Genomic DNA, 12,922 nt, shown 5'->3' on the forward strand with positions numbered 1-12,922 from the left:
CACTTATATTAATATTTATAAAATAACTGAACTATTTAAAAACATGTTAATATATTTCACACTTCTTTCATACTTAACCGTAAACGCCCTTGCCTATCTGATTCTAACACTTTAACTAAAATTTTTTGTTCAATTTGTAAATGATCTGTAACTTTTTCAACTCTTTTTTTAGAAATTTGAGAAATATGCACTAAGCCTTCTTTTCCAAAACCAATAGAAACAAAAGCTCCAAAATCTACAATTCTAGTTACAATACCAGAATATATTTTACCAACTTTTATTTCTGCAGTGATTTCTTGAATACGTTTGATTGCATTTTGGGCTTTTTCACTTGCCATAGCAGAAATTTTAACGATACCAGTGTCTTCAATTTCAATATTAGTATCTGTTTCTTCTGTCAACATACGAATAACAGACCCACCTTTTCCAATTATATCTTTAATTTTCTCTGGATTAATTTTAATAGTGTACATTCTAGGGGCAAAATTAGAAATATCAGATTTAGATTTAGAAATAATTTTATTCATTTTATCAAGAATATGCATACGACCTAATTTTGCTTGATATAAGGCTTTTTTAATTAATTTTATATTTATACCAGTTATTTTTATATCCATTTGCAAAGCAGTTATACCTAAATAACTTCCAGAAACTTTAAAATCCATATCCCCTAAATAGTCTTCTTCACCTAAAATATCAGATATATAACGTTTTTTTTTTTTTCTTTTATTAAACCCATAGCTATACCAGCAACAGAAGATTTTATCGGGACACCAGCATCCATTAAAGCTAAAGATGCACCACAAATGGAAGCCATAGAGGAAGAACCATTCGATTCAGTAACTTCGGAAACTACTCTAATAGTGTAAGGAAATTGTTCTTCTTTAGGTAAAACAGAAATAATACCTCTTTTCGCTAATTTTCCATGTCCAATTTCTCTACGTTTTGGAGTACCCATAATACCTATTTCTCCAACTGCATATGAAGGGAAATTATAATGAAATAAAAAATTATCAGTACGATCTCCTAAAAGTTCATCTAAATTTTGTGCATCTCTTGCAGTTCCTAAAGTAATAGTAACTAAAGATTGCGTATCACCACGAGTAAATAATGCAGAACCATGTGTTCTAGGAAGATAACCAACTTTAATATATAACGGCCTTACTGTATAATTATCACGACCATCTATACGAGATAAACCATGTAAAATGCGGTATCGTATAATTTTTTTAAAAATAATAGAAAAAATTTCCTCTATTTCAACTAAATTTACAATCCATTTTTTTTTTATCAATTCTTCAATAAGTTGATATCTAATTTCATTTAATTTACTGCATCTTATATTTTTTTCAAAACATTCGCATGCTAAATATATAGATGAATATGTGAATTTTAATATATACGAATATAAATTATCATTTTTTAAAACTGGGTAAAATATAATAGGTTTTTTATTAACCATAATTTTAAATTTATTAATATTGGATATAATTTTTTGTTGTTTTTTATAACCAAATTTTATAGCATTTAAAATTTTTCTTTCATGCAAATTATCAGATGCCGCTTCAACCATAATTATAGAATTACATGTCCCTGCAACAACTAAATCCAAATCACTAAACTTTAATTCATTAGAATTAGGATTTAAAACTAATTTTTTATCAATTAATCCTACTCTAGCTACTCCAATAGGTCCTGAAAAAGGCAAACCAGAAATACTTAAAGCTGAAGAAACACCAATAATAGAAACTAAATCAGGATTTATTTTTGGATCTACAGACAAAACTGTTGCTGTAATTTGGATATCATTAAAAAAATCTTGTGGAAATAATGGTCTTATAGGCCTATCAATTAACCTTGCTGTTAATATTTCATTTTCTGTAGGGCGTCCTTCTCTACGAAAAAAACCACCGGGAATACGTCCAGCAGCATAAATACGTTCCTGATAATTAACTGTTAAAGGGAAAAAACTATTAGTTTTACTAGGATTTTTTTGAACTACTACAGTTATTAAAACTACTGTATCATCCATACTTACCATAATAGAAGAAGTTGTTTTTCGAGCTATTATCCCAGTTTCTAAAGTTATAATATGCTGTCCGTATTGAAATTTGTGTAAAATTGGTTTTAACAAAATTAAATCCTTAAAAATATATTAAAAAAATCAAATAATTATAAAAATAATTAAATTAAAATAAAATCATAATCAAATTATTAAAATATTTTAAAAATTTAAAAATAAAATAAATTATTAATAAAAAAAAGTTGGAAACTATCGACGTAAATTTAATTCTCTAATTAAATTAATATATATATTTAAAAATTTTCTTTTCAAATATGTTAATAATTTACGACGTCTAGAAACCATATTTAATAAACCACGTTTACCACTATGATCTTTTTTATGTAATAAAAAATGTTTTTGTAAGTTATTAATTTTTAAAGTTAATGAAATTATTTGCACAGAAATATTCCCAGTATTTAAAATATTTTGACCATATTTAATTATTAAAACTTTTTTATTTAACAATGCTATAGACATGATTTCTCCATATAAATTTTACTTAATAAAAAATATAAAATTGCAAATAAATATATATTTAAAATACAATATAAAATTAAAAAATACGATCAATATAGAAATAACCATCTTTTTTGTATTTTCCAACACCAAAGAATTTTTTACTTAATTTTTCAAAAACAGTATAAAAACCAATATTTAAATACAAAATAAAAATTTTTTTACCTAATTTTAACATTTTTAATTTATTTTTATCGAAAAATACTTTAGGTAAAAAAGATGTCAAACTATCTACTGGAAGTAATAAATTTTTAATTAGTTCTATTTTATTTCTTTCTTTATAAGAAATATTTAAAATTTTATTATAAGAGATTAAATTTGATTCATAATAACAAGATATATGCAATCTACGTAACATTACAACATGCGCCCCACAACCTAATTTATTTCCAAAATCTTCTACCAAAGTACGAATATAAGTTCCTTTGGAACAATGAATTTTAAACGTTATAAATTTTTTGTTTAAATTGAGAATATTTATATTATAAATATTAATTATTCTTTTAATATTAGGAATAAAAATATTTTGACGAGCATATATATATAAAGGTATGCCGTAAAATTTAATTGAAGAATACATAGAAGGACTTTGTTTATTCATACCAAGAAAAGACATCAAGCATTTTAATATTTTTGAATTTGAAATATTTTTTTTTTTTTTACTAATAATATATCCATAAGAATCAGAAGTATGTGTTTTCTCTCCTAACTTTGCTGTAACAATATATTTTTTATCTTCATCATTTAAATATTTAGAAAATTTTGTAGCACAACCAAAACAAACAGGTAATGTACCAGTAGCTAAAGGGTCTAAAGTGCCTATATAACCTATTTTTTTAACAGAAAAAAAACGTTTTATACTTTGTATAATATAATTACATGAAAAACCTGTCGGTTTATCTAATAATAAAACACCATTAAGTTTATTAATTTTTTGATAACACATTTTTATTCCTTAAAAATTATTATATTTTTTTTTTTTTTTAACATCCTCCTGAATAGCATTATTAATTAAATTAGAAATTCTAATACTTTTAAAAAAATCGTAATCATAGAAAAAAACCAAATTCGGCATAATACGTAAATACATAAATTTACTTAACATAAAACAAAAATATTTAGATGCATTTTTTAATAATGTTAATAAACTACTTATTGAAAAATTACTTTTATTTCCAATAAATATCACAAAAACTTTGGCATATTGTAAATTTTTAGATAAATATACTTTTGATATACTAACAGAACATCTAATACGTGGATCTTGAATATGCATATGTAAAATATTAGAAATATTTTTTTTAAATTCTTTGGAAATTCGTAAAAAACGATTAGAAACATTTTTCATTTTAATCACTCTAAAAGTTATACTTTTAAAATATATAAATTATTTTTTATAATTTTTAAAGACCGAAATTTTATCTCCAACATTAATATTATTATAATTTTTTAAAATAACTCCACACTCAAATCCAAAATTTATTTTTTTGACATTTTCTTTAAAATGCCTTAAAGATTCTAATTCACCTTTAAAAATTACTTTATCATTTCTAATTAAATGAATATAACTTTTAATTGCAATATACCCTTTTAACACTATACATCCAGCTATTGCACTATTATTCGAATTTTTAAATACATTTTTTACTTCAACTAAACCTATTTTTTTTTTATTATTTTTAGATTTTAAAAGATTTTTCAACAATAATTTTACATTATCTAATAATGTATAAATAACAGAATATTGATAAGTTTGAATATTTTCTTTTTCAATAATATGTTTAGCTATAGAATTAATACGTACATTAAAACCTAAAATAATAGATTTAGATGTTAATGATAGATATGCATCATTTACAGATATTACTCCAATTCCAAAACTAATAATATTTACTAAAGCATTTTTATTATCAGATAATTCCATTAAAGATTTTTTAATAGCTTCTAAAGAACCTTGTGTATCAGTTTTTAAAATTATATTTAATGTAGGTAAATTTTTTATATTAATGTTTAATAACAAATCATCAATTTTATGTCTCGTGTAATTAGTAAATTTAAGCGCTTTAAGATCATTCCTCCTATTAAAGGTTATTTCTCTAGCTATTTTTTCATTTTTAATTACTCTAATTTCATCACCTACATTTAATATTCCTGACATTCCTAATATTTCTACTGGTATAGAAGGAATAGATTTTTTAATATAAACACCATATTCATTTTTAATTCCACGAATTTTACCATATTCTAAACCTGATAAAACGATTTCTCCTTTATATAAAACACCTTTTTGAATTAATATTGTAGCAATAGGACCTCTTCCAAGATCCATATATGATTCAATAACTACACCTTTTGCTCGACAATTATAACATGTCTTTAACTCTAACATTTCTGATTGTAATAAAATAGCTTCTAACAAATCATTTACACCATTACCATATTTAGCAGATACTTCAACAAAAATAGTATCGCCACCCCATTCTTCTGCAGTAATACCAAATTTTGATAATTCATTTTTAATTTTAACAGCACCAGAATTACCTTTATCAACTTTATTAATTGCAACTATTATCGGCACATTAGATAATTTTGCATGTTTAATAGACTCTATAGTTTGTGGCATTACACCATCATCTACCGCAATAACTAAAACAATAATATCTGTAATTTGCGCTCCTCTAGAACGCATTTCAGTAAAGGCGGCATGCCCTGGAGTATCTAAAAATGTTATAATCTCTTTTTTAAATTCAATATGATAAGCACCAATATGTTGTGTAATTCCACCAAATTCTTTATTAACAATTTTAGTTGAGCGAATATAGTCAATTAAAGATGTTTTTCCATGATCAACATGACCCATAATAGTTACAATAGGGGGTCTTTTTTTTTTAATAATAGTATTGCTAATATCTTTTTTTTCTAATATTTTATTTTCTAAATCTTCTGTATAAGATTTTATAATTGCCTTAAAACCCATTTTTTCAATAATTAACTTTGCTTCTTTTAAATTTAAAATTGTATCTATATTTCCTGATATATTTAATTTTTGCATTATTTCTAATATATTTACACTTTTAATTGCAAGTTTTTTGGAAAGTTCAAAAACAGTTACTTCACTATTTAATACAACATTCTTAACAGGTAAAAAAGAAGGTTTTTTAAATTTTTGTTGTAAAAAATATTTATAATTTTTTTTTTTATTTGAGAAATGATTTTTTTTAGAATCAAATATTAAATTATTTTTTTTAATTTTATTTTTATTAACTAAAATTTTATTTTCTTTACTTTTATAAGATGTTTGTAAATTTTTTTTTTTAATAATTTTACAAGATGTATTTAAAATAGTATTTTTTTTTTTTTTTTGTATCTTCATATTGTTATCTTTTTTATTAAATATATCACTGGAAGTATTTTTTTTACAATCTACTTTAATATTTTTTTTTTTATATTTATTACGATTGTTTTTTTTTTTATCATTTTCCTGTAAAGAATGATTGTTAATTGATTTTTTTGTTTTTTTTTCTTTTATAGATAAAATGTTATTATTTTTTTTAAATTTTTTCACTTTAAATAACTCACTCCTGAGCTTGTAATTATAATATTTTTTAAAAATATAAAATTATTTCTAAATAATTAAATATCATTAATAATTTAAATAAAAATATTTTAAAATTTAAATAAATTAAATAATTTTAAAATATAATATAATAAATAAAACACTTTATAAAAATTTTATTTTTTATTAAACCAACAAATATCACGTGCATTCATAATTAATTTACCGGCAGTGTCTAAATTTAAACCTTCTATATCTATTAAATCATCTGTTCCTTGTTCCGCTAAATCTTCTAATGAAAGAATATTTCTCTTAAGTAGTTGCATAGCTATATTTGTAGTCATACCATCTAAATTCAGTAAATCTTGATTAATTTTACTTTTTTTTAATAAATTTTGAGCATCTAAAGCTATTATCTTTAAAACCTGTTTTGCCTGACTATGTATTTCACTAATTAAATTTTTATCAAAGTTTTTAATATTAACAAAATCCCCTATAGAAGCCTTAGATAATTCCTCAAATGTTGAAAAACCAACATTTACTAACATTTTTATTATATTTTTTTTAAGATCTAAATATTGCACAAATAGTTTAAAAATATTTTTTTTTTTTTTCTTATTTTTTCTAACAATTTCCTCTAAAGTAGTAACATTTAATTCCCAACCAGTCAACTGTGATGCTAATTTAACATTTTGACCATATCTTCCTATTGCTTGTGCTAAATTTTTATTATTTACTATAACATCTATATTATTACGTTCATAATCTACTGTAATAGAGTTAACATCCGCAGGTGCCATTGCATTTACAACAAATTGTGCTGGATCTTTGCTCCATAAAATAACATCAATTCTTTCACCATTTAATGCATTAGAAACAGCTTGCACTCTTGCGCCTCGAACACCTACACAAGATCCAACAGGATCAACTCTTTTATCATGCGATATAACCGCTATTTTAGAACGTGAACCAGGATCACGTGCAATTTTTTTAATCTCTACAACAGAATCAGCTATTTCAGGCACCTCAATACTAAATAATGCAATTAACATATCTGTACCAACTCGACTTATTAATAACTGTGGAACATTAAAATGCGAATTTATAACAAACAAAATACCTTTTACAGAATCACCTAAACGATATTTTTCTCTAGGTAATAAACCTTCTTTAGTTATAATAGCTTCAGCATTTTTTCCTAAATCAACAAAAATATTATTACGATTAATTTTTCTAACAATACCACTGACCATAAAACCAATTTTTTTAGAAAATTGTGCAATAATCATTTCTCTTTCTGCTTCTCGAACTTTTTGTACAATAACTTGTTTAGCAGTTTGTGTTGTAACTCTATCAAAAACAACAGAATCAATACTATCTTCTACATAATCATTAATTTTAATATTAGCATTATCCAATTTTGCTGCTTCTAAAGTTATTTCACGTGTGGGTTGAGAAACTTCTTGAACAACCGTCCATCTACGAAAAGTTAAAAAATCACCATTTTCACGATTAATATCGATTCTAATATCTATATCTTGTTCATATTTTTTTTTTGTAGCTTGTTCTAAAGCCCTTTCTAAAACTTCAAAAATTTTTTCACGAGGAAGAGATTTTTCGTGAGAAACAGCATCTACAACAGATAATATTTCTTTATTCATCTTAACTCCTTAATATTAAATAAATTTAAAATAATTATTTTAAATTGAATTAAAAATAAATAAATATATACATATAATTATATTTTAAAATAAAAAAAATAAAAATAATTTAAATTATTAATAAAAAATTATAAAATATAATACAATAAAATAATTATAATTATTATACCGAGAACGGGACTTGAACCCGTATACCTAAAAGGCACTACTCCCTCAAAGTAGCGTGTTTACCTATTTCACCATCTCGGTATATAAAATTATATAATTTGAAATTTAAATAAATAAAAAATAAGCGCATCAAAAAAAAACAAATTTACTCCAGAAAATTAACATTAGACAATATTAAACTTAAAATAAAAAACATAAAAGAAAGAAAAATAATAAAATAATTTAAAATATTTCCATTACCATTGTTTTTCTCTATCTGACCTAAAATAGTACCTCTAAAATCATTAGCATTATTTAAACCTAATTTAAGTTGTAAAATAACACAAAAAATTAAAAAAAAAGATATAAATGTATATACTGCTAATAAAAAATTATACATTATATATATTCCTTAATCCTATTATAAATACAATATATATAAATTTAATAATTAAACCTATATAAATAAATTTTAAAATCATTACTATCAATAATTAAATATAAAAAAATTTTTAAAACCATAAAGAAATTAAATACAAATATACATATTATTCCATAAGAATAATTTAATTTTACTTATGAACATAATATGTAATTATTATACTAAAATTTAAAATTATTTATTTTAAATACAATATACTAATATTAAACTATGAATTCATTTAAATATCATATTATTTATAAAAATTTAAATTATCTAAATTTTTATATCTTTTTTCTTTTCATAATTTTATTAATTTGTTGTATATCTAGTGTTTCATATTTCATAAGGGCGTCTTTCATAGTGTGTAAAATATCTATATTACTTGATAATATACATTTTGCTCGCTTGTAATTTAAATCTATTAATAATTTTATTTCTTCATCAATAATGCGTGCTGTATAATCAGATATATTTTGAACATTGTTTATATTTTGGTCTGTTAACACTTCATTATCGTTTGATTTATATAATAAAGGACCTAATTTTTTTGAAAAACCCCATTTGGTAATCATATTTCTAGCTAATTCTGTAGCAACTTTTATATCATTTACTGCACCTGTCGAAACATTATTTACACCATAAATTAATTCTTCAGCTAAACGACCAGCATATAAAGTTGATATCTGACTTTCTAATTTTGATCGACTAACATTTATATTATCATCTTTAGGTAAAAAAAAAGTAAGTCCTAAGGAACGACCTCTTGGAATAATAGTAACTTTATGTATAGGATCATAATTTGGAACCAATAAACCAACTATTACATGACCAGATTCATGATATGCAATTACTTCTTTTTGCATTTTATTCATAATAAAGGATTTACGTTCCGCACCCATAATAATTTTATCTTTAGCTTTTTCTAAATCTAACATAGATACTTTAGAATTATTACAACTAGCGGCATATAAAGCGCTTTCATTAACTAAATTAGCTAAATCTGCACCAGAAAAACCAGGTGTACCACGAGCTATTGTCATAGGCACAACATCATCAGATAAAGGTATATTACGCATATGAACTTCTAATATTTTTTCTCTTCCAAGCACATCAGGTAAAGAAACAGTAACTCTTCGATCAAATCTCCCTGGTCTTAGTAAAGCAGGATCTAAAACATCTGGTCTATTAGTAGCAGCAATAACAATAACACCTTCATTTTTTTTAAAACCATCCATTTCAACTAACATTTGATTTAACGTTTGTTCTCTTTCATCATGTCCACCACCTAAACCAATACCCCTTTTCCTTCCAACTGCATCAATTTCATCTATAAAGATTATACAAGGATTTAACTTTCTAGCATTGTCAAACATATCACGTACTCTGGATGCGCCAACGCCAACAAACATTTCTACAAAATCTGAACCGGAAATAATAAAAAAAGGAACATTTGCTTCTCCAGCTACCGCTTTTGCTAATAAAGTTTTACCTGTACCTGGGGGTCCAATCATTAAAAAACCTTTAGGTATTTTACAACCTAATTTTGTAAATTTTTCTGGTTCTTTTAAATATTCCACTAATTCACTTAATTCTTCTTTTGCTTCATCGCAACCTGCAACATCAGAAAACCTAATTTTAATCTCATTATCACTCAACATTTTAGCTTTATTTTTACCAAATAATATAGAACCCTTACCACCTCCAATTTGCATTTGACGCATAAAAAAAACCCAAACAGCAATTAATAATAACATCGGAAACCAAGAAATAAAAACTGAAGTTAATAAACTAGGTTCTTCAGGAGCAGAACCTTTAATTATAACATTTTTAGTTAATAATACATCTAATAATTTTGGATCGTTTATTGGTATATATGTAATATATTTGCTACTGTCTTTTTTAAAAACTTTTATTTCACGTCCACTAATATATGTCTCACGAATCTGATTACTATTTACATCAGAAATAAAAGTAGAATAATCCACTTTTCGATTTATATTAATAGAACTAAAACTCTGAAAAATAGACATAAATATTATCATAACAACCAACCATGTTATACCATTTTTAACTATGTCACTATTCAAAGAATCCACCTCATAATACAAAAATTTTAAATAACATTTGATTCAATTTTATCAAATGCTATTATATAAACTTCTCGAGAACGCGCTCTAGAAGACTTAGGTTTAAAAACACGAACCTTTGAAAAATATAATTTTAATTTTTTTAAATAAATATTCATTTCGATTCCTTCAAAAGCTTTAGTAATAAAAGATCCACCTTTTACCAAAACTCTTAAAGATATAAAAAGTGATAATTGTAATAAATTCGTCATATTATTCATATCTATAAATGACAAACCACTAAAATTAGGAGCCATATCAGAAAATACGACATTAATTTTCTTAAATGACAAAATTTTATTTATAGTGTGTGCGTTACGAATATCACCTTTTATAAATTTTACATTTTTAATTGGAATTATTGATATTATATCACAAGCTACTAATAAACCATTACCTATTTTTTCAATTATATATTCCGCCCAACTACCAGGAGCTGAACCTAAGTCTAAAACATTCATACCAGACTTCAAAATATTATTTCTTTTATTAATTTCATCTAATTTAAACCATGCTCTGGAACGTTTTTTTTTTTTATAAGCGTATTTAACATAAATATCATTAAAATGCTCATTCAACCATCGTTTAGAACTTTTAGAATACTTTTTATAAAACATTATAAATCCTAGATATAATATCATATATAAAATTATTAATAATTAAATATACAAATTATATAGCAATATATTTAATTTTTAAAATAACATATTTTACAATTCCATTTGGAGTATTAATTGCAACAATATCTTTAATTTTTTTACCTATTAACCCTCTTGCAACAGGAGAATAAATAGATATTAAATTTTTTTTACAATCAGATTCATCATCTCCTACAATTGTATAGACAAAAATTTTTCCAGTATCAATGTTAGATATTTTAATTGTTGAACCAAAAATTACTGTTCCATTATTATTAACTTTAGTGATATCTATAATATTAGCATTAGATAATTTATACTCAATATCTCGAATTCTGCGTTCACAAAAACTTTGTTCTTCTTTAGCAGCATGATATTCCGCATTTTCCTTTAAATCTCCATATTCTCTAGCTTTAATAATTGCATTAATAATTCTCGGTCTTTTGATTTTTTTTAATTTTTCCAATTCTTTTTGTAATTTACGAGAACCTTTTAATGTCATTGGAATTAAATTTTTCATTATTTACCTTGAATAAATTTAAAATATTTTTAAAATTGTATAATATATTATATCAAATACATTTCATTTTATAATTATTTATAATATATTCTAAAAAATATAACATTAAAAAATATAATTTTTACAATAAAAATTATTAATAAAATTGACAATATAGCTTACAATGCATAAATTAAATTAATTAAACAATATATTTTCTAATAAAATATAAAAAAATTTATATTATTTAATATTTAAAATGTTTTTTAAAAAAATAATTATTTAAAAAATATAATATATTAAATTAAAAATATATTAAATTAAAAATATTTACAAATAAATATAACATTAATAATATATTTATAATAAAATTTTAAATTTCTTAAAATATTATCTATACAATAAATAAATTTAAAATTTTAAAATTATTAAAAATAAAAAAAATGTAAATAAATTATATAATAAAACGATCTAAAATAATATTATTTTAAAATAAAATAATAAAATTTATGAAATAAACACACAATTAATATAAATTTATTTAAAATGACAATATCATGATATATTTTATGCATTAAAATTTTATAATTATATAAAATTTTAAATTATTTACAATTATAAAAAAATATATTAAATTATTTAAAAAAATAAATAATTAAAAAAAATTCACAATTTAATTATAATAAATTTTTTAAGAAATTTAAACCATTTTTAATACATTAAAAATAAAACAAGAAACTGAATATTCAATAAAAAAATAAAAACATAATTTAAAAAAATATAAATTTTTAAAAAATAAATTTAAATATATAAAATACTTTTTAAAAATATAAAAATTATTTTTTTAAAAAAAATCTTAATATTAATATTTATAAATATTTAAAAGAGAAAATTATTAATGTACGCAATTTTTACTAATGGCGGAAAACAATATAAAGCTGAAAAAGGGAAATATTTAAAAATAGAAAAAATGAAAGAAAAATGTGGTAAAAATGTAATTTTTAATTCCATATTAATGATTAAAAAAAACAACAAAACATATTTTGGAACACCAATCATAGATAAAAGCAACATAGAAGCAACTATTGTAACACATAAAAAAGGAAAAAAAATACAAATAATTAAATTCAATCGTAGAAAACATTACAAAAGAAAAATGGGTCATAGACAATTAATTACTATAATAAAGATACAAAAAATAAACTATAATATCTAATTTTAATACGCCAGATATAAAAATAACCGAAAATTTGATAATTTAATAAATATGAAATAAATCATTAAAAATAA

At 22.3% G+C, this 12,922-nt stretch carries 10 protein-coding genes, 1 tRNA gene and 1 pseudogene; 1 reads left to right on the forward strand and 11 read right to left on the reverse strand.

Features of this window, described 5'->3' with window-relative positions; all coding sequences use genetic code 11:
• Positions 1-56: 56 nt before the first annotated feature.
• From pnp to greA, 11 genes and pseudogenes are all read right to left on the reverse strand, one after another.
• A pseudogene (gene pnp, locus RJT30_RS01180) lies at positions 57-2,134 on the reverse strand (polyribonucleotide nucleotidyltransferase).
• Between the two features lie 138 nt (positions 2,135-2,272).
• The gene (gene rpsO, locus RJT30_RS01185; RefSeq protein WP_343190169.1) at positions 2,273-2,542 is read right to left on the reverse strand and encodes a 30S ribosomal protein S15; all 270 of its coding nucleotides are present in this window, start codon (positions 2,540-2,542) and stop codon (positions 2,273-2,275) included.
• Between the two features lie 76 nt (positions 2,543-2,618).
• Positions 2,619-3,527 (reverse strand): tRNA pseudouridine(55) synthase TruB, encoded by a 909-nt coding sequence (gene truB / locus RJT30_RS01190; RefSeq protein WP_343190170.1) that lies wholly within the window; start codon positions 3,525-3,527, stop codon positions 2,619-2,621.
• Positions 3,528-3,536: 9 nt separating this feature from the next.
• Entirely contained in the window at positions 3,537-3,929 is a 393-nt protein-coding gene (gene rbfA / locus RJT30_RS01195) for a 30S ribosome-binding factor RbfA (protein WP_343190171.1), read from the reverse strand.
• A 39-nt stretch (positions 3,930-3,968) separates the two neighbouring features.
• Complete coding sequence (infB, locus tag RJT30_RS01200) at positions 3,969-6,146, reverse strand: translation initiation factor IF-2 (protein WP_343190172.1); 2,178 nt, start codon at positions 6,144-6,146, stop codon at positions 3,969-3,971.
• A gap of 167 nt (positions 6,147-6,313) precedes the next feature.
• The gene (nusA, locus tag RJT30_RS01205; protein WP_343190173.1) at positions 6,314-7,798 is read right to left on the reverse strand and encodes a transcription termination factor NusA; all 1,485 of its coding nucleotides are present in this window, start codon (positions 7,796-7,798) and stop codon (positions 6,314-6,316) included.
• A 166-nt stretch (positions 7,799-7,964) separates the two neighbouring features.
• A tRNA-Leu gene (locus RJT30_RS01210) sits at positions 7,965-8,047 on the reverse strand.
• 64 nt (positions 8,048-8,111) lie between these two features.
• Complete coding sequence (gene secG / locus RJT30_RS01215; protein ID WP_343190174.1) at positions 8,112-8,345, reverse strand: preprotein translocase subunit SecG; 234 nt, start codon at positions 8,343-8,345, stop codon at positions 8,112-8,114.
• A 305-nt stretch (positions 8,346-8,650) separates the two neighbouring features.
• A complete protein-coding gene (gene ftsH, locus RJT30_RS01220) occupies positions 8,651-10,444 on the reverse strand; it encodes an ATP-dependent zinc metalloprotease FtsH (RefSeq protein WP_343190491.1) in 1,794 nt (597 codons plus the stop codon).
• Between the two features lie 38 nt (positions 10,445-10,482).
• Entirely contained in the window at positions 10,483-11,112 is a 630-nt protein-coding gene (locus RJT30_RS01225; RefSeq protein WP_343190175.1) for an RlmE family RNA methyltransferase, read from the reverse strand.
• A gap of 55 nt (positions 11,113-11,167) precedes the next feature.
• The gene (greA, locus tag RJT30_RS01230) at positions 11,168-11,653 is read right to left on the reverse strand and encodes a transcription elongation factor GreA (protein ID WP_343190176.1); all 486 of its coding nucleotides are present in this window, start codon (positions 11,651-11,653) and stop codon (positions 11,168-11,170) included.
• 877 nt (positions 11,654-12,530) lie between these two features.
• Here greA and rplU point away from each other — a divergent pair.
• Positions 12,531-12,848: a 50S ribosomal protein L21 gene (rplU, locus tag RJT30_RS01235; RefSeq protein ID WP_343190177.1), complete on the forward strand. Its 318-nt coding sequence runs from the start codon at positions 12,531-12,533 to the stop codon at positions 12,846-12,848.
• Positions 12,849-12,922 lie beyond the last annotated feature (74 nt).

The organism is Buchnera aphidicola (Mollitrichosiphum nigrofasciatum), from assembly GCF_039388045.1.
Classification (GTDB): Bacteria; Pseudomonadota; Gammaproteobacteria; order Enterobacterales; family Enterobacteriaceae; genus Buchnera_K; species Buchnera_K aphidicola_B.

Coding starts and splice junctions, on each gene's coding strand:
- truB (WP_343190170.1), bottom strand. CDS start 3,527: ATGTGTTATCAAAAAATTAATAAACTTAATGGTGTTTTATTATTAGAT.
- RJT30_RS01225 (WP_343190175.1), bottom strand. CDS start 11,112: ATGTTTTATAAAAAGTATTCTAAAAGTTCTAAACGATGGTTGAATGAG.
- rplU (WP_343190177.1), top strand. CDS start 12,531: ATGTACGCAATTTTTACTAATGGCGGAAAACAATATAAAGCTGAAAAA.
- secG (WP_343190174.1), bottom strand. CDS start 8,345: ATGTATAATTTTTTATTAGCAGTATATACATTTATATCTTTTTTTTTA.
- rpsO (WP_343190169.1), bottom strand. CDS start 2,542: ATGTCTATAGCATTGTTAAATAAAAAAGTTTTAATAATTAAATATGGT.
- greA (WP_343190176.1), bottom strand. CDS start 11,653: ATGAAAAATTTAATTCCAATGACATTAAAAGGTTCTCGTAAATTACAA.
- nusA (WP_343190173.1), bottom strand. CDS start 7,798: ATGAATAAAGAAATATTATCTGTTGTAGATGCTGTTTCTCACGAAAAA.
- rbfA (WP_343190171.1), bottom strand. CDS start 3,929: ATGAAAAATGTTTCTAATCGTTTTTTACGAATTTCCAAAGAATTTAAA.